This is a genomic window from Alteraurantiacibacter aquimixticola (assembly GCF_004965515.1).
GTDB classification, from domain to species: domain Bacteria; phylum Pseudomonadota; class Alphaproteobacteria; order Sphingomonadales; family Sphingomonadaceae; genus Alteraurantiacibacter; species Alteraurantiacibacter aquimixticola.
Map to the genome: position 1 here is coordinate 473,469 of NZ_SSHH01000001.1, position 17,434 is coordinate 490,902.

General features: G+C 64.7%; 17 protein-coding genes, 1 tRNA gene and 1 other RNA gene. 7 read left to right on the forward strand and 12 right to left on the reverse strand.

Going from position 1 to position 17,434, the window contains the following annotated elements; genetic code table 11:
* Nucleotides 1–53: 53 nt before the first annotated feature.
* Both E5222_RS01965 and sppA read right to left on the reverse strand, forming a co-directional pair.
* Nucleotides 54–128: transfer RNA gene (locus tag E5222_RS01965), tRNA-Val, on the reverse strand.
* Between the two features lie 61 nt (nucleotides 129–189).
* Nucleotides 190–2,109 carry a signal peptide peptidase SppA gene (sppA, locus tag E5222_RS01970; protein WP_136691992.1) on the reverse strand — a complete coding sequence of 640 codons (1,920 nt, stop codon included), beginning with the start codon at nucleotides 2,107–2,109 and terminating at the stop codon, nucleotides 190–192.
* 110 nt (nucleotides 2,110–2,219) lie between these two features.
* Here sppA and E5222_RS01975 point away from each other — a divergent pair, with 110 nt between their 5' ends.
* A complete protein-coding gene (locus tag E5222_RS01975) occupies nucleotides 2,220–3,257 on the forward strand; it encodes an aspartate carbamoyltransferase catalytic subunit (protein ID WP_136691994.1) in 1,038 nt (345 codons plus the stop codon).
* On the forward strand, nucleotides 3,254–4,483 hold the full coding sequence (locus E5222_RS01980; protein ID WP_136691996.1) for a dihydroorotase: 1,230 nt from the start codon (nucleotides 3,254–3,256) through the stop codon (nucleotides 4,481–4,483). Before E5222_RS01975 ends, E5222_RS01980 begins: the two co-directional genes overlap by 4 nt.
* A gap of 73 nt (nucleotides 4,484–4,556) precedes the next feature.
* Here E5222_RS01980 and E5222_RS01985 read toward each other — a convergent pair whose 3' ends face one another.
* The 3 genes from E5222_RS01985 to E5222_RS01995 are packed head-to-tail and all read right to left on the reverse strand — an operon-like array spanning nucleotide 4,557 to nucleotide 7,306.
* Nucleotides 4,557–5,993: an SPOR domain-containing protein gene (locus E5222_RS01985; protein ID WP_136691998.1), complete on the reverse strand. Its 1,437-nt coding sequence runs from the start codon at nucleotides 5,991–5,993 to the stop codon at nucleotides 4,557–4,559.
* 16 nt (nucleotides 5,994–6,009) lie between these two features.
* Complete coding sequence (locus tag E5222_RS01990; protein ID WP_136692000.1) at nucleotides 6,010–6,570, reverse strand: hypothetical protein; 561 nt, start codon at nucleotides 6,568–6,570, stop codon at nucleotides 6,010–6,012.
* A gap of 16 nt (nucleotides 6,571–6,586) precedes the next feature.
* Nucleotides 6,587–7,306, reverse strand: a complete 720-nt coding sequence (locus E5222_RS01995; RefSeq protein WP_136692002.1) for a ParA family protein — start codon at nucleotides 7,304–7,306, stop codon at nucleotides 6,587–6,589.
* A 245-nt stretch (nucleotides 7,307–7,551) separates the two neighbouring features.
* On the opposite strand from E5222_RS01995, the gene E5222_RS02000 reads away from it, so the two are divergent.
* The 4 genes from E5222_RS02000 to bfr all read left to right on the forward strand — a co-directional run bounded on the left by E5222_RS02000 (nucleotide 7,552) and on the right by bfr (nucleotide 10,906).
* Entirely contained in the window at nucleotides 7,552–8,694 is a 1,143-nt protein-coding gene (locus tag E5222_RS02000) for an SPOR domain-containing protein (protein WP_246021512.1), read from the forward strand.
* 36 nt (nucleotides 8,695–8,730) lie between these two features.
* The gene (locus E5222_RS02005) at nucleotides 8,731–10,017 is read left to right on the forward strand and encodes a DUF418 domain-containing protein (RefSeq protein WP_136692004.1); all 1,287 of its coding nucleotides are present in this window, start codon (nucleotides 8,731–8,733) and stop codon (nucleotides 10,015–10,017) included.
* 77 nt (nucleotides 10,018–10,094) lie between these two features.
* Nucleotides 10,095–10,286: a (2Fe-2S)-binding protein gene (locus tag E5222_RS02010; protein ID WP_136692006.1), complete on the forward strand. Its 192-nt coding sequence runs from the start codon at nucleotides 10,095–10,097 to the stop codon at nucleotides 10,284–10,286.
* 134 nt (nucleotides 10,287–10,420) lie between these two features.
* Nucleotides 10,421–10,906, forward strand: a complete 486-nt coding sequence (bfr, locus tag E5222_RS02015; protein WP_136692008.1) for a bacterioferritin — start codon at nucleotides 10,421–10,423, stop codon at nucleotides 10,904–10,906.
* Nucleotides 10,907–10,921: 15 nt separating this feature from the next.
* Here the strand turns inward: bfr and E5222_RS02020 are convergent, their stop codons facing one another.
* The 4 genes from E5222_RS02020 to E5222_RS02035 form a co-directional block, all read right to left on the reverse strand.
* Entirely contained in the window at nucleotides 10,922–11,131 is a 210-nt protein-coding gene (locus E5222_RS02020) for a hypothetical protein (RefSeq protein WP_136692010.1), read from the reverse strand.
* Between the two features lie 90 nt (nucleotides 11,132–11,221).
* Entirely contained in the window at nucleotides 11,222–12,679 is a 1,458-nt protein-coding gene (gene der / locus E5222_RS02025; protein WP_136692012.1) for a ribosome biogenesis GTPase Der, read from the reverse strand.
* 331 nt (nucleotides 12,680–13,010) lie between these two features.
* Nucleotides 13,011–13,448 carry a VOC family protein gene (locus E5222_RS02030; protein WP_136692014.1) on the reverse strand — a complete coding sequence of 146 codons (438 nt, stop codon included), beginning with the start codon at nucleotides 13,446–13,448 and terminating at the stop codon, nucleotides 13,011–13,013.
* 148 nt (nucleotides 13,449–13,596) lie between these two features.
* The gene (locus tag E5222_RS02035; RefSeq protein ID WP_136692016.1) at nucleotides 13,597–14,331 is read right to left on the reverse strand and encodes a TorF family putative porin; all 735 of its coding nucleotides are present in this window, start codon (nucleotides 14,329–14,331) and stop codon (nucleotides 13,597–13,599) included.
* A gap of 304 nt (nucleotides 14,332–14,635) precedes the next feature.
* On the opposite strand from E5222_RS02035, the gene E5222_RS02040 reads away from it, so the two are divergent.
* The gene (locus tag E5222_RS02040) at nucleotides 14,636–15,442 is read left to right on the forward strand and encodes a metallophosphoesterase family protein (RefSeq protein ID WP_136692018.1); all 807 of its coding nucleotides are present in this window, start codon (nucleotides 14,636–14,638) and stop codon (nucleotides 15,440–15,442) included.
* Nucleotides 15,443–15,477: 35 nt separating this feature from the next.
* Here the strand turns inward: E5222_RS02040 and rnpB are convergent.
* The 3 genes from rnpB to E5222_RS02055 all read right to left on the reverse strand — a co-directional run bounded on the left by rnpB (nucleotide 15,478) and on the right by E5222_RS02055 (nucleotide 17,302).
* Nucleotides 15,478–15,915: RNase P RNA component class A (gene rnpB, locus E5222_RS02045), an RNA gene on the reverse strand.
* Nucleotides 15,916–15,922: 7 nt separating this feature from the next.
* Complete coding sequence (locus E5222_RS02050) at nucleotides 15,923–16,630, reverse strand: N-acetylmuramoyl-L-alanine amidase (RefSeq protein ID WP_136692020.1); 708 nt, start codon at nucleotides 16,628–16,630, stop codon at nucleotides 15,923–15,925.
* 15 nt (nucleotides 16,631–16,645) lie between these two features.
* A complete protein-coding gene (locus tag E5222_RS02055) occupies nucleotides 16,646–17,302 on the reverse strand; it encodes a histidine phosphotransferase family protein (RefSeq protein WP_136692890.1) in 657 nt (218 codons plus the stop codon).
* Between the last annotated feature and the right edge of the window lie 132 nt (nucleotides 17,303–17,434).

The following is a 17,434-nucleotide window of genomic DNA, read 5'->3' on the forward strand; positions in this document are numbered from 1 at the left end:
TCCATGGATTTTTCAAGGAAACGTCCATGCATCAACATAAGTGGTTGAAGACATGGTGGGCGCGGCAAGGATTGAACTTGCGACCCCACCCGTGTGAAGGGTGTGCTCTACCACTGAGCTACGCGCCCGCCGGATTGCTCTCACGGCAGGGGCGCGCCTTTGCCATGCCCCGCCGCCGATGACAAGCGCTCAATGCGCGAAAATCGCACCTGCGATGCGTTGCCACCAGCCCGCCTGCGGGACGGTGCCGGCCGAGGCGGAATTGTGGCCGAGGCATTCGAGGCACAGTGCCTGTACGCCGGGGGCGGACATCAGGCGTTCGAAATCGCTTATCACGCGCAGTGTCGTGCGCTGTTCCTGCTGCGCGAACTGGCCTGATACGGTCACCAGCGCCTGCGGCTCTTCCTGCGCGCTGCCGCCGAGCAGGCCAGCGAGCATCGCCTCGAAGGGGTCGGGCGGGCTGGTGAGGAAACGCGGCTTCCATTCGCCTTCCTCCAGCCCCGCCTCGCTGGCCGCCCATTCCATCGCGGCGTCAAGATCGCCGAACTGGTCGACAAGGCCCAGCTGGCGCGCGCTGCCGCCGGTCCAGACACGGCCCTGCGCCAGCTCGTCCAGGCGATCCACACTGATGCCGCGCGCATCGGCCACCAGGCCCACGAAACGGTCGTAGATGGAAGCCGTCTCGGCCCGCAGCAGCGCTTCGGTCTCCGGGCTGAAACCGCCGAGAATGTCCGGCTGGCCCGACAGCGGCGTGGTCTCGATCCTCTCGGCATTCACGCCGTATTCGGCCAGCAGGTCCTCGAAGCTGGGGATCACCGCGACCACGCCGATGGAGCCGGTTAGCGTTTCCGGCTGGGCGAAGATGCGCTGGCCGGCGGTGGCGATCCAGTAGCCGCCGCTCGCCGCGTAATTGCCCATCGAGATGGCGACGGGCGTGCCCTTGTCGCGATGGCGCATCACGGCCCGTCGGATCGCTTCGGAACCGGTGACGGTGCCGCCGGGGGAATCCACGCGGACCACGAGCGCATCAAGGTCATCGTCCAGCGCATCGTCCAGCAAGGCGGTGATGCGTGCGGCGCCGGCGCTGCCGGGCCCGGCCTCGCCATCGGAAATCTCGCCAGCCACGGTGATGACGCCGATCGTGCCGCTGTCGCTGCCGCCAAAGCTGCGCAGGCCATCGCCGCCGGGGGAGGGCAGGGAGCCCAGCCAGTTGTCATATTCGGTATGTGCGAAAGCACCCGGCTTCTCGTCCAGCCGGTCCTCGCCCGCAATCTCGGCCACACGTGCGCCCCATTCGTCGCGCGTGCCGATCGTGTCTGCAAGGCCCGCTTCCACGGCAATCTGCGCCAGGTCCCCGCCATGCTCCTCCAGCATAGCGGTGAGGCCGGTGGTCACCGCATCGATATCGGCACCGGAGCGCGCCTGCACGACGCTGGCCTGGTACTCTTCCCACAGCTGGCTGGTATAGGTTTCGAGGTTCTCGCGCATTTCGGGCGACATGGCGGAGTTGGCAAAGGGTTCGCCGGTGCCCTTGTAGGCGCCGACCTGGTAGACATGGGCGGTGATGTTGAAGCGCTCCAGCGCATCGGCGTAGAACAGCACCGTGCCGCCGGGTCCGCGAATGGCCACGCCGCCCAGCGGATCGATCCAGATCTCGTCAGCCTGTGCCGCCAGCATCAGCGCATCGTCGGTATAGGCGACGGCATAGGCGATGATCGGCTTGTCGGCATTGCGGAAGCGGGCGAGGGCATCTGCCACTTCCTTCATGCTCACCTGCCCGCCGCCGGTGAAGGTGGTGAGGTCGAGCGCCAGCGCCTTGATCCTGTCGTCGCGCGCCGCCTCGTCGATCGCGCGCACCAGATCGCGCGCCTGGTATTCGCGCGTGGGCAGGGAGCCGGAAAGCAGGGCATTGATCGGATCGATCTCGCTCGCTTCGTCCACCACTGCGCCACCAAGGTCGAGCAGTAGCGCCCCGTCGCGCACCTGCGCGGGATTGGGCCGCGCGCTCAGTGCGCTGAACAGAAGGGCGAAGAACAGCAGCAGGAAGAGGAGCGCCAAGGCATCCTTGATCCCAACCAGCAAACGCCAGACCTTGCCTGCAAAACTCATATCATCGGCCCCGAAAATGCGTGATTTGCGCAACCTAGGGTGCCGCGTGCGAATGCGCCAGATGAAACCGCTTGAGTGGGCGAAACCTCTCGACTAGGGACTTGGCTTTAATGACATCGCCGCAAGATACTTCCTCGCAAGGCCGCTATCCGGCCGGCGGACGGGCCTTCCCGCACCGCAACCTTATATCCATCGGCGCCTTGCAGACGCACGAGATCCTGTTCCTGCTCGACGAGGCGGAACAGTGGGTGGAACTCAATCGCCACGCGTCCAAGGACAGCGACGCGCTGAACGGCCTGACGATCATCAACGCCTTCTTCGAAAACTCCACGCGCACGCTGTTGAGCTTCGAGATTGCCGGCAAGCGGCTGGGCGCGGACGTGGTCAACATGCATGCCGCGCAGTCGAGCGTGAAGAAGGGTGAGACGCTGATCGACACGGCGGTGACGCTCAACGCCATGCGCGCCGATGCCATCGTGATCCGTCACGGTTCCAGCGGGGCAGTGGGGCTGATTGCGGGCAAGGTCGATTGCCCGGTGCTCAATGCCGGGGACGGGCAGCACGAACACCCCACACAGGCGCTGCTCGATGCGCTGGCGCTGCGCTACACATTGCGCGAGCGGGGCGATGCCAGCAGCGACGGGATGATGAACGGGCTCACCGTGACCATTTGCGGCGATATCCTGCACAGCCGCGTTGCCCGTTCCAACATCCTCAACCTGCAGGCGCTGGGCGCGAAAGTGCGCCTGTGTTCACCGCCGGCGCTGATGCCCAGCGGGGTGGAGGCGATGGGCGTGGAGGTCTTTTACCGCTTCGATGACGCGCTGGACGGGGCCGACGTGGTGATGATGCTGCGCCTGCAGAATGAGCGGATGGACGGGCAATTCATTCCCTCCCCGCGCGAATACCGCCACCTCTATGGCCTCACCAGGGAACGGCTGGCGCTCGCCCGGCCCGATGCCATCGTGATGCATCCCGGCCCGATGAACCGCGGCGTGGAGATCGATAGCGATGTTGCCGACATGGAGGGGCGCTCGATCATCACCCAGCAGGTGGAAATGGGCGTGGCCATCCGCATGGCCTGCCTCGACGTGCTGACGCGGCGTGCGCGCAAGCTGCCGGGCTGGGCGGAAGGGGAATGGGCATGAAGCAGCAATCCCCCATCGCCATCACCGGCGGCAGGCTGGTGACCGCAGACGGCATTGCTGAAGGCGTGCTGAGGCTGGAAGACGGCGTGATTGCAGCGCTGGGTGCCCCGCCCAAGGATGGCGATACGATCGTCGATGCCGGCGGCAAGCTGGTCGCGCCCGGCCTGGTCGATATGGGCGTGTTCGCGATCGACAAGCCGGCCTTCCACTTCGGCGGGATTACCCGCGCGGCGTTGATGCCCGACCAATCCCCGCCGCTCGATTACCCGGCGCGGGTACGCTTCGCCGCACAGAGCGGCAAGCCTGACTTCTGGGTCCACCCGCTGGCTGGCGCGACCATTGCCCTCGAAGGGGAGAGCCTCGCCGAAATCGCCATGATGCGCGATGCAGGAGCGCGGGCGATCGCCACGGGGCGGGGCTGGATCGCCGATAGCGGCGTGATGATGCGACTGCTGCAATATGCCGCCATGCTGGACATGGTGGTGGTCACCCATGCCGAGGATGGCGGGCTGGCCAAGAACGCCGCCGCCACGGCAGGAGAGATGGCGACACGGCTGGGCCTGCCCAGTGCTCCTGCACAGGCAGAGGCGCTGGCGGTGGCGCGCGATATCGCGCTTGCCGAAGTGGCCGGGGCGCGGCTGCATTTGCGGCAGGTCACCACGCGCGCGGCGCTGGAGCTGGTGCGTGCGGCAAAAGCGCGCGGTGTCTCTGTCACGGCAGGGGTGACGCCCGCGCACTTCATGCTCTCCGACCTCGCGCTCGCCGAGTTCCGCACTTTCGCCCGGCTCTCGCCGCCCTTGCGCAGCGAGGATGACCGGCAGGCGGTGATCGCCGCCATTGGCGATGGCACGATCGATGTCGTCGCCAGCGGACACGATCCGCGCCCGCCGGAGGAAAAGAACCTGCCTTTCGCCGATGCGGCGGCGGGCATGGCCGGGGCGGAGACGCTGCTCGCCATGGTGCTGACGCTGGTGCGCGACGGGGTGATTGCGATGGAACGTGCCTTCGATCTGGTGGCGCGCAATCCCGCGCAATTGCTCGGCGTGGAGGCGGGGGGGCTGGCGGAGGGCTATGAGGCCGATATCGCCCTCATCGATCCCGAGGCGCCCTGGGTGGTCGATGCCCGCCGCAGCGAGGCGCAGGCGGGCAATACGCCGTTCGATCGCCAGCCGGTGCAGGGCCGCGTTACCGCACTGTGGAAGGGCGGGGTGGCCATTTCCCTCTGACATCTGCTCTCCAACGAGAAACGGCCCACCTGCTGCCAGGCGGGCCGTTTCAGAGAGAGACTGTATGTTTCGATCAGCGGCGGGCGAAACGCGTGCCGTTGTCGATCGCGCCGGGCAGCGGGCTGCTGGCAGCCCAGCTGATGCAGCCATCGCCATTGGCGGCGTCCACACGGGCGCACATGGCGCGGCTTTCCGCACTGTCATAACCACCGGCGGAGACGCGGAAGTAGCGCTTGCCGCGAACCACGGCCTCGGTGATCACCATTTCGCGATCGGCCAGTTCGGGATAGCGGCTGACATAGATGCCCCAGGCGCGGCGAGCGCCCTGTTCGCTGGAGAAGCTGCCCAGCTGCACCAGGTGCGGCTCGTCAGTGTCGGCGCGGACCGGACGCGGATCGCCGATACGTTCGGCGGCACCCTGCGTCGTGCTGCGGGCAACCGTACGCGATGCCGGGGTCGCGAACTGGCCGGACACGCGCCGTTCCGACGCGGCGGCCTGACGGGCCGGGACGGTCTGGACCAGCGGGTCGTTGACATAGCGGATCGTGCCGTCCGATGCCTGCGCGTTGGAAGCGAAAGCCTGTTCGAAATCGCCCGAGCGATCGGCGGCAGGCGCTTCGTAGCGCGTGCTCGCTGCGGCCGGACGACCCACGGCAGGAAGTTCGCCACCGGTGGCCGGCACGCTCATGCGCTCGGCACTCAGCGCCAGCTGCTGACTATCGGCAGCCGGGGCATCGGCCTGCGCCAGGGCGCTGGCCTCGGAAGCGAGCTGCTCGATGCTCGGCGTGTTCGCCAGGGCAAGCTGCATCGGCTGGCCACGATCCTGCACACCCGAAGGCACGCCGAGGAGGCCGGCGATGCGCTGTTCATAGGCCAGGGGGCTTGCCAGTTCGGCCCACTGTGCAATGCGGTTGCTCAGCTGGTCGGCGGGAACGTCCTGCGCGGCCATGGCACGCGCTTCGCGCCAGCGGCCGGCCACGGCATAGGCATAGGCCAGGTTCTGACGCATCTTCACCGTGTTCTGGCCGCCGCGGATGGCGTTGCTCATCAGGTGGATGCCGCGCTCCGGCTGGCCGGCCAGCGCCAGCGCCAGGCCGAGGTCGGCAGTAGCGATTTCGCCTTCCCAGTCGTTCAGCAGTGCGGCAGCCTCGCCATACTTCGCCTGCGCGGTCATCGACAGGGCCAGCGAGAGTGCAGTGCGCGGGCTGTTGTCGCCCAGCACCATGGCATCGTTGAAGCTGGTCTCCGCCGAAGCGAAGCGCCCGGCGTCGAGATAGGACTTGCCCAGCATGGCGCGATATGAAGCGTTGCGCGGATCGCCGGCAACGGCCGCTTCGGCATGCTGAACGGCGCGGTCGTGGCGGCCCTGTGCCATTGCTTCTTCGGCTTCCAGTGCCGATACGTCGGCGCGCGGGGCACCGGTGCTGGCGCAGCCGGACAGAAGTGCGGCGGCCATGGCAGTGCTTGCGGCAAGACCCTTCATGCGAAAACCGTGCTCAACCTGATCCATGGGAATGTTCCCCTCCTTAGGAATGCTTGTCGCCGCGCTTCACTTGGGCGGCGAGGTCTTCGATTTCGGGCATTTCCGACAGCAGATTGTCGAGGGCCCGCGTAACAAGCTGCTGTGCGCTTTCACCGCTGACGGTGCTGGCGAGCTTGAGCTTGAGATGGCGTTCATCGTCCAGACGCAGCGTGAAGGCCGCGCGGCGGCTCTGCGTGGCAACCGGCTTGACCGGCTTTTCCTTGCTGCGAAGCGGTTCGGGATTGTTCTGGTTGTGCGCTGCCTTGAACGCGACCAGGTTCGAATCCGCGATGCGGTGCACCAGCCCCATCTGCTGGCGCCGCACTTCGGGCTCCTGCATGACGTGGGGTTCCTGCACGACATGCGGTTCCTGCATGTCGTGGTCACCCATGTCGTTCCAGCCGAGGTCCTCCTGGCTGGCGGACAGTTCGTCCAGATGGTCGACAACGTCTGCCGAAGTGCCGCGCGCAGAGGAATCCAGCTGCGCGCGCATGGCCGGCTTCGCCGTGCCCTTGCGGGCCAGGAGAAGCGGGCCGAGCGATGCGATGGGCTTGGGGTCGCTCATGGCCGGGCCGTGCACTTTACTGTGCCACCCGGCGACCGAAACCGCCCTGTGCCCGGTTCGGGGCATGGCCCTGGGCAGCTGAGCCACCCGGAGCGGCGAAGACAGTGCGGCGGAAATTCTTTTCGAGGCGATCGGCGATATAATGCCACAGCGCGGTCACTTCCTGCGCGCTGCGACCTTCGGGATCGACTTCCATCACCGTGCGGCCATCGATCATCGAGGCGGCGAAATCGGTGCGGTGGTGAATGGTGATCGGGGCGACGGTACCGTGCTGCGACAGCGCCACGGCGGCCTCCGACGTGATCTTCGCCTTGGGGGTTGCGGCGTTGACCACGAAGACCAGCGGCTTGCGGGCCCGTTCGCACAGGTCGACCGTGGCACCCACGGCGCGCAGGTCATGCGGGCTGGGACGCGTCGGGACGACCATCAGCTCGGCCACCTGGATCACCGACTGGATCGCCATGGTGATGGCCGGCGGGGTGTCGATCACCGCAAGCTTGAAACCCTGCTGACGCAGGACCGCAAGGTCGTTTGCCAGGCGGGCAACAGTGGTCTGGGCGAAGGCCGGATATTCGTCTTCGCGCTCATTCCACCAGTCAGCGAGCGAGCCCTGCGGGTCGATGTCGATCAGTACGACAGGACCTGCACCAGCGCGCTGCGCTTGCACGGCGAGATGGCCCGACAGAGTTGTCTTGCCCGAACCGCCCTTTTGAGATGCCAATGCCAATACGCGCACGGCCTAATCCCCCTCATTAAAATGAGCCGAAATAGAGGAATTTCCGGCTCTTCTTGTTACTGAATTCGCAGATCACCGTTTATTTTGGGTTAATGCGACGATCTATTTCGCCATCCGGCATTGTCCCAATCCGGCGATACCCCTGATCCATGCTACACTTGCGGGCGCATCGGCTTTGGCGGCCTTTGTGCCTCTCCCGCATATGAGCATGAGAGCATAAAGACTTTGCTAAAGCCTGGTTTACTATGAGGGCTTTCGTGATGGCGTTGCAGGCGCCGGTTCTCCACGCGAAAGGTTATGCGATGATGATGCGGACACAGTGCTGGATTCGCCGCGCCGCCATGGTGGCGGGGCTGGCAGGAGGCATTGGCCTTTCCGTGCCTGTGCAGGCCGATGTTCGCGCAGGCGTGGAGGCTTGGAGCCGCGGCGATTTTGCTGCCGCTGTGGCCGAATGGGAAGGACCGGCCGCCGCCGGCGATCCCGATGCCATGTACAATCTCGCCCAGGCCTATCGTCTCGGACGCGGCGTAACGCAGGATGATGCTCGCGCCCTGCAACTCTATCAGCGCGCGGCCGAGGCCGGGCATGTGCAGGCGGCCGATACCTATGGCCTGATGCTGTTCCAGGGCGGCCGCCGCGAAGAGGCGCTGCCCCTCGTCACCGATGCGGCGCGGCGGGGCGATCCGCGCTCGCAATATCTGCTCGGGATTGCCCATTTCAACGGTGATCTGGTGGAACGCGACTGGGTGCGCGCCTATGCCTTGCTGACCCTGGCCAATGCGTCCGGCCTGCCGCAGGCGGCCCAGGCGATCGCGCAGATGGACGAATATATCCCGCTGGAACAACGCCGGCAGGCGGTCGACCTGGTGCAGGAAATGCGCGAGGCCGCCGCTGCGGCGAGTGCCAGCGAGCTTGCTGCCGCTGACCTGGGCATGGCTTCGGGCAGTCCGCGCGTCCCCCAGCCGATTGCGACGGCGGAAGTCCCGCCCTCCATCGCCTCGGCGGAAGCGGCGATTGCAGAGGCAGGGCAGGCCGACGGCACGCAGAGCCCGGCCGAAGCGGGGGCTAGCTTCGTCGAGAATACACCTGCCGAGGTTCGGGCACCTGTCGCAGCTGCTGCTCCTGCTGCCACTCCGGTTGCGGAGCCGGATCGGGCAAGCGGCCCCTGGCGCGTCCAGCTGGGCGCTTTCAGTGTGCCCGGCAATGCAGAGCGGCTATGGGACAGGATGAGCTCTCGCAGCGAGTTTGCCGGGCGCGAGCGGCTGCTAATCCCCTCGGGCCGGGTCACATTGCTGCAAGCGGGCGGCTATGCCACGCGTGCGGAGGCGCAGCGGGTATGCACCTCGCTGAAAAATAGCGGGCAGGATTGCCTTGTGACGCGCGACTGACGCGTTAAGAGACCTTCCCTTCCACGAAGAGGTCGCATGAATCACCAAGCAGAGCCGCTGCCACCAGCCGATGCAGCCGGATCGCCGCAGCCTGTTGCAGGCGGCGAGCGGTTGCATTCGCTCGATCTTGTGCGCGGGATCGCCGTGCTCGGCATCCTCCTCGCCAATGTGGTCGCTTTCGGTCACCCCGATCTCGCCTATTTCTGGCCGCCCGCCTTGCCTGGTGGCGGAAACGAGGGGGACGAGCTGGTCTGGCTGGCGCAATTCGTGCTGGTCGACGGGAAGTTTCGCGGTGCCTTCACCATGCTCTTCGGGGCCGGGATGCTGCTGTTTATCGATGGAAAGGGCGGGGCGCGGGAAGGCGTTTCGCTCCAGATGCGGCGGCTGGGCTGGTTGGCGCTGTTCGGCGTGGCGCATTTTATCCTGCTGTTCAGGGGCGACATATTGTTCAGCTACGCGCTGGCGGGACTGGTGGCGCTGTTCTTCATCCGGCTGGATGCGATGCGGCTGCTGGCGATCGGCACCATCTGGGCGGTGGCGGGGGCGCTCGCGCCGATCCTCAATTTCCTCACACCGGTACTGATAGAGGCGGGCAGCTCCGCCGGGGTGGATGGTGCGAGCACATATTACGCCGAGTACTGGGCGACGCTGGAAACCGATTCCCGCATGCAGGAGGTTGTCTATTCCGGTGACAGCTATGGCGGCGTGCTGCACTTTGTGCTCGGCAACGAGATGACGCTGCTGGCAAGCTATGCCGTCTATATCTTCTTTGAGACAATCCCGAAGGTTCTGCTGGGCATGGGGCTCTATCGCGCCGGCGTCTTCGCGCTGGGCGAAGGGGTGCCGCATTGGCGCGGCCTGGCCGTCATCGGCGTGGTTGCCGGGCTGGCGCTGCACCTGGTGACGGGGCTTTACGTCATGGGAGAGGGCTTTCCCCCTTATCTGACGCAGATGGCCTTTTTCGGCCTGTCCGGCCTGTTCGCCATTCCGCTTCTGCTGGGTGCCATGCCCCTGCTGGCGCAGTGGGCGGCGCGCCCGCATGTTGGCTGGCTGGCAGAGCGGCTGTCGCTGGCAGGGCGCATGGCGTTCACCAATTACATCGGCACATCGCTGATCATGGTGCTGGTATTTCAGGGCTGGGCAGGGGGACTCTACGGCCAGTTGCACCGGGTGGAGCTGCTGCCGGTCGTGCTGCTGGGCTGGGCGCTGATGATCGCCTTTTCGCGCTTTTGGCTCGCGCATTTCCGCTATGGGCCGCTCGAATGGCTGTGGCGTTGTCTCACCTATTGGCGGCTGTTTCCGAACCGCCTGCCGCGAGACTGATAATCGCTCGCAAGAGGCTTGCTATTGCAAGCAATTCGCATTAACTCTGGCAGAGCAATCAGGAGATTCGCCCGCCAATGTATATCTGCGTCTGCAATGCCATCCGCGAATGCGAGCTGCGTAACGCAGCGCGTCGCACCGGCGGCGATGCGGAAAGCGTGTATGCGGCGCTGGGTAAGCGCCCCAATTGCGGCCACTGCCTTGACGATGCCGATGATGTGATCGTGGAGGAGCGCAATTGCGCCGCGCCCGCAACAGTCACCGCCTGATTTCGCCTTCCTGAAACGCATTCGCAAAAGCCCGGTTTTCCGCGCTTTTTTTGTGTCTCGCCCCTGCCTTTTGCTTGCCAAATGCGCGCGCTGCTACGCACAATGCACACAATTGGATCAGCAGGAGAACCCCGATGAAGGGCGACGCAACAGTCATCGAATTCCTCAACAAGGCGCTCACCAATGAGCTGACCGCGATCAACCAGTACTGGCTGCACTACCGCGTCCTCGACGACTGGGGCGTGCACAAGCTGGCCGAATATGAGCGGCACGAATCGATCGACGAGATGAAGCATGCCGACCAGCTGGCCGAACGCGTGCTGTTCCTGAACGGGCTCCCCAACTTCCAGGCAATCCACAAGCTGAAGGTCGGCGAGACGGTGGAGGAAATCCTCAAGGCCGACCTGGCCATGGAGGAAGAGGCGATCCCGCTGCTGCGCGATGCCATCGAATATTGCGAGAAGGTGCGCGACTATGTCAGCCGCGACCTCTTCGCCTCGATCCTCGAAAGCGAGGAGGAGCATGTCGACTTCCTCGAAACGCAGTTCGACATGATCGCCCGCATGGGTCTGGAAAATTACGTCCAGCTCAATTCCAAATCAGCGGGCGACGGCGAGTAAGTCACTCCGGCCGCATCAGCTCACATGCCAGAAGGCCGATCGGGTTCCCGGTCGACGCTGGAGGCGTGCGATCTGCCGGTCGCCGTCCCACAGCTCGGCCGAACCGCCAGGCATGTTGATTTCCGCGACGATCAGCGCGGTGCGGACATCGGGCACGGGGATCGCCATCCGCCGGCCCGGTTCGTTGCCGCATGAGAGATATTCGATCCGGTATTCATGATGCATGGCGTCCTCTCCTCGCCACACCACGTCGCCTTTGGACGACTCCGGTGCGGCTGAGGAGACAATACGCCACATCCATGTGAACGGATTCTGTCAGTCCTTGCGGTCGAACGGATTTTTGGGGCTTTTCAGCGTCAAACGCACCGGAACAGCGCCGAAGCCCAGATGCTTGCGGATGCCGTTGACCAAGTATCGCTCATAGCTTGTCGGCAATTCGTGCAGGCGCGTGCCGAAGACCACGAAGCGCGGCGGGCGCGTGCCGACCTGGGTGATATAGCGCAGCTTGATCCGCCTGCCGCCGGGCGCAGGCGGCGGGTTGGCGGCCAGCGCATCGTCGAACCAGCGGTTGAGCGCCGATGTCGGAACACGCTTGCTCCACGCTTCGCGCAGTTCGAAAGCGGCGCCCAGCATCGCGTCGAGGCCCTTGCCGGTCATCGCGGATACGGCGAGCACCGGCACGCCCTTCAGCTGCGCCAGCCCTTCGTCCAGTGCCGCGCGGATGCCGTTGAACAGCGCGCTGGGATTTTCGGCAATGTCCCACTTGTTGATCGCTATCATCAGCGCGCGGCCTTCCTCGATCGCGAGGTTGGCGATCTTGAGGTCCTGCACTTCCAGCCCGCGCGTGGCGTCGAGCAGCAGCACCACGACCTCGGCATAATCGATCGCGCGCTTGGCATCGCCGACCGAGAGCCTTTCCAGCTTGTCCTGCACCTTGGCGCGCTTGCGCATGCCGGCGGTGTCGACCAGCTTGATATCGCGCAACTCGCCCGATTTGGGGTCGGTCCATTGCCAGTCGACGGCAATGGAATCGCGCGTGATTCCTGCTTCGGGACCGGTCAGAAGCCGGTCTTCGCCCAGCAGGCGGTTGATCAGCGTGGACTTGCCCGCATTGGGCCGCCCGACGATCGCGAGGCTGAGCGGGGCGGTGGGATCGAGCTCGACGAACTCTTCCTCAGCTGCTTCGGCCGCGGCCATGGCGGCAGCGCGCTGGTCTGCGGCGATCGCGGCTTCGGCCTCGGCATCGAGCCGGAAGTTCTCGATCTTCTCTTCGAGCAGCGGGGCAAGGGCCGTGTAGATCTCCGCCACGCCCTCGCCGTGTTCGGCAGATATGCCGACCGGATCGCCGAAGCCCAGCGCATAGGATTCCATGATCCCGGCATCGCCTGCGCTGCCTTCCGCCTTGTTGGCGAGCAGCACCACGGGCACGTTCTGTCCGCGCAGCCAGCGGGCAATCTCTTCGTCGAGCGGGGTGACGCCGGCGCGTGCATCGATCACGAACAGCGCAGCATCGGCGCCTTGCAGTGAAACTTCGGTCTGCGCGCGCATGCGGCCGGGCAGGCTCTCGGCGTCCTCATCTTCCCAGCCGGCGGTATCGACCGCCTCGAATTCCAGGCCCATCAGGCCCGCCGTGCCGAAACGCCGGTCGCGCGTGACGCCGGGCTGGTCATCCACCAGCGCCAGCTTCTTGCCGACAAGGCGGTTGAACAGGGTCGACTTTCCGACATTGGGGCGGCCGATGATGACCACCTGGGGGCGTGTGCGCTGGTTCATGAGCGTGCAGGTGGCCACTAGCGCGCCGGAAGGCAAGAAGAGTTACGCTGGTGGGCGATCACTCAGCCTCTAGACTTGCACCGAGACGTGCCATCCTGTCGTCGTACTCGGCGACCTTGCGATCTCCCCTTCGCCTCCACGCCTGCGCGCCGAATCCGGCGATTATCGATGGAATTCCTGCGCTAGCCATAAACAGGATGGTCTCGATGATAGTGTAGCTGTGGTGCACTGAGAATGCTGCCCAACCGATCAGAGCTGCGCCCGCAGCTCCAACTAAGAAGAACAGTCGCTCAGGTAAGTGAGATGGCTTTGGCGGTCGCACGAGGTTCAGTTACCAGCTGCCGACATTCTCCATGCTTGCCCAAGGTTCCTGCGGCTGCAGATGGCCGTCCTGCAGCAGCTCAATGCTGATCCCGTCGGGCGTGCGGACGAAGGCCATGTGGCCATCGCGCGGGGGGCGGTTGATGGTGATGCCTGCATCCATCAGCTTCTGGCAGGTCGCATAGATATCGTCGACGCGATAGGCGAGGTGGCCGAAATTGCGCCCGCCGGTGTAGCCCTCGGGCGCGCTGCCGTCTTCGGGCGGCCAGTTATAGGTCAGCTCCACCTCGGCCACATCTTCCTGTCCGGGAGCGGCAAGGAAGACGAGGGTGAAGCGGCCCTGCGGCACATCCTTGCGCTTTACTTCCTCCAGCCCCAGCAGCTTGAAGAAATCGAGCGTTGCGTCGAGGTCGGTGACGCGGATCATCGTGTGCAGATATTTGACCATGGCGGGCGGTCTCCGTCGTGAGGGCAGTTACACGAAGCCCAATAGCGAAGCGTAGGGGCAGGGCGCCAGCCCCTTTCCTGCCACGCAAAGGAAAAGGCCCGCCCCGTTGCCGGGGCGGGCCCAATCCTGTTTGCCGTGTGGCGCTAGCTTAGAAGCTGGCGGCCAGCGTCACGACCACCGCATCGTCGGTGAAGTCGTAGGCCGGAGCGACGATGTCGCCTTCGGCACCGACATAGGCGACGCCGACGGACACCACGTCACCCAGGGCAACGTCGGCACCGATCGACCAGTCCCATGCCTTCGAGTTGTTCGTGAAGGTCAGGAAGCCGTCGGTGTAGCCGAGGTGGCCGGAGAGCGAGATCGGCGTGTCGGGGATGCCGACGCCAACATCGGTGTAGATGTAGAAGTTGTCGGTGCTGCCCAGCGAATCCTGGTCGGGTGCGTAAGCAACGCCCAGCGTCACTTCAGCCGGACCGACGGCAACGCCGACCGAGCTGTAGAATTCGATGTAGTCGAAGTCGCCCGGACCCGCATTCGGGTACAGATAGGCGAGCACGCCGACGTCGAACGAAACGGTATCGGAGATGTCAGTCGACCAGCCGCCATAGATGTCCAGCTCGGTGTGGCCGTAACCGACGGTGTCTTCGTCCAGCGAAGAACCCCAGGTGCCGATGTAGAAGCCGGCGGGCAGGGCAGCGTCGACACCGCCCTGGATGGCGATATCGCCACCCGACAGGTCGACACCGCGGAAGCGGTATTCGCTGACGACTGCGGCGTTTCCGGAAAGCTCGATCCCAATGTCCTGGGCAGCTGCGGGAGCAGCAACCATGGCGGAACCGGCAAGAACAGTAGCAGCCATCAGGCTGCGGACGGACGTAAGCATGGGCAATTTCCTCAATTGCTTGGTTGAAACTAATGCCTCGTCCCACCTGCGTGTTCGCGATCCGGCCTCTGTCACAAGGCGGGCCGATATCCGCGGTCACGCAATTTACCTGCCCATCCGTGCTGCGATGCACAAGGTTTATTGCGGACTGAGGTCCCAATCGGGACATAAGTGTTGATTTTTGGCACCACATTCAGCTTGCGCTCAGGCGAAAATGCAACTTAGGCAGGAAGAGGATGCCCAAAGTGCTTTTTGCTGCGTTGGTGGTATCATAGGCAAATATTAAGAAAGACCGTGCCGCCTGATGTTCCAGTTCATCCGCTCTTTGTTTCGCGAGGTTGAGGAGGAGGACCTGCCCAAGGTCCCACCTGGCCAGCGCGTTTATGCGGTGGGGGACATTCACGGACGGCTCGATCTGTTCGAGGCCCTGATCGCGGCTATCGAGGCGGATGACGACGAGGCGGGAAGCGCGGCCACCACGATCATCCTTCTGGGCGACCTCGTCGATCGCGGGCCGGATTCGGCCGGTGTCGTGCGCCGGGCTCGCTTGTGGCAGATGCGCCGCGACGTTCGCATCCTGACAGGCAATCACGAGGAGATGTTCCTCAATAGCTTCGACGATCTCGGTGTGATGCGCCATTTCCTGCGCCATGGCGGCAGCGCGACGGTGGCAAGCTATGGCGTTCCGGAAAACTCGCTCCGCTCCAGCGCCGTCGAGGATGTGCAATCGCTGATGCGCAGGGCCGTGCCGCCGGTCGAGCGGGCCTACATCTCGACATTCGAGGATATGATCCGGATCGGTGACTATATCTTCGTGCATGCGGGGATCGATCCCGAAACGCCGATCTGCTCGCAGCGGAAGCAGGACTTGCGCTGGATTCGCGAGCCCTTCCTTTCGCATGCGGATCCGTTGGAAGGCGTGATCGTGCATGGCCACACGATCAGTGACGACCCGGAAGATCGCGGTAATCGTATCGGGATCGATACCGGCGCCTATTCGACCGGCAGGCTGACAGCGCTGGTGCTGGAAGGTGCGCGCCGCCGCTATTTAGAGGCGATGCAGGACAGTGACGGCGCGATCGCAGCCGGACCACGCCAGATGCCGGCCTGAACTGGCGGCGCGGCGTTTTCGACAATGACCGAAAAGGTGCCAGGGGGCCTGTAAGCCGGGTTCTGTGTCCACCCACGGTATCCTTCGAAAAGGACCTATCGGCGGCGGCAGCCATTCATCTGGGCGAGGGATTGCTCCCTGCGCTCTAGCAACCAACCCGGGTCTCTCGGAGCGAAACACTCCTGCTTTTCAGCGCGAGACCCCTATTTGGTCTTGCTCCGGGTGGGGTTTGCCATGCGGGTCCTGTCACCAGTCCCCCGGTGCGCTCTTGCCGCACCCTTTCACCCTTGCCTGTGCCCTTTAGGGGCCATCGGCGGTATACTCTCTGTGGCACTTTCCCTGAGCTTCGGCCCGAAAGCCTCACCCGGCGGGCGTTACCCGCCACCCTTGTTTCGTGGAGCCCGGACTTTCCTCGCACCTCCGACCCGCTCATCCTGAGCCTGTCGAAGGAACGCGGCTGCCCGGCCCCCTGGCACTTCCCTATCTAGTCATTCCGCGGTCGCGATCCAAGAGGAGTTGGAACGCAATCGCGCGGATTTCGCCATCGATCTCCCCATCGATCCGCTCGGGCCGCCAGCGGCGCTGGAATGCTTCCACCGCCTTGTGGCCATCGGTGATGTCATATCCGATGCGTTCGAGGGCGAGGTAGAAGGAGCCGTCATTGTCGAAGGGATCGCCCAGTTCCAGCTTTTCGGGGCGCGGCAGGCACAGCTTGCAGCGCGCCAGCCGGTCCCAGGGGAACAGCTCGCCCGGATCGACCTTGCGCGCGGGCGCGATGTCCGAATGGCCGACCACATTGGCGCGCGGGATGTTGTAGGTCTTCACGATCCGGTCGAGCAGCGGCAGCAGCGCCTCGATCTGCGCTTCGGCGAAGTCGCGATAGCCCAGAGCATGGCCGGGATGGTCCAGCTCGATCCCGATCGAATGCGAATTCACGTCCTTGCGCCCGCGCCAGTAGGACCGGCCCGCATGCCAGGCGCGCTTCTCTTCCGGCACGAGGCGGATGACCTCGCCTTCCTCGGTGATGCAGTAATGCGCGCTGACTTCGGCTTCAGGGTCGCACATGCGCTCCAGCGCGGTCTCGACCGGTTTCATCTCCGTATAATGGAGAACCACCATGTCGATATCGCCCTGCCGCTCATTCCAGTTGGGCGAGGCGATCTCGCGATGGACCAGCGGGTCGGACACCGGGTGCTCGCTCCGTCAGCCGATCAGTTCGGGCGCAGGAAGGGTGGCGCCCAGCACCAGCGCATCGGGAGTGAAGGCCGATTGCAGCGTCCCGCCTTCCTTCTCCACCAGCAGGTGGATCATATGCGCAGGCGCCGTGCGGCCCGAAAGCTCTGCCGGGTCGAGCCGGCCTTCCAGCGCATCGCCGATGGTCTGGTCGAAGGCGACCTTGGTCCCGGCTGCGCGCACGGCGATCTCGGTCTTCCCGTTGCTGGTCTCGGCCCCCACGGCCAGCGTGCCGCCGCGCACCAGCGCATCGAGGCCGATCGCGGCGAGGTTCAGCAGCACCTTTACAGCCGGTTTCGACAGCTTGGGTTCGGCAACGGCCCATTCCAGTTCCAGCCGCTCATTCGCATCGACCAGCGACTTGAGCAGGTTCCGCGGCTCCTCGCTCGCCACCATTTCGCCGAAACCGCCTGCGGCACCGAAGGCGAGGCGGAAGAACATCAGCTTGTCCGCGCTGACCCGCGCGCTCTGCTCCAGCAGCTCCATACACCGCGCGCGCATCTCGCTATCCTTCTCGGTCTTGTAGAGTTCAAGACCGTTATTGATCGCGCCGACGGGGCTCAGCATGTCGTGGCACAGGCGCGAGCAGAGCAAGGCGGCAAGGTCGATATCGGTGGTTGCGGTCATCACATCCTCTGGCTTGTCCCAGTCGCGCGAAGAGGGGCGATGGAACACATGGAACACTGTCCTATTGGAAAAAGCTCCTCCCTGCCAGCCACGTAGCTTTCGCGCTGATTCAGAAAGGGAATTAACCATGGG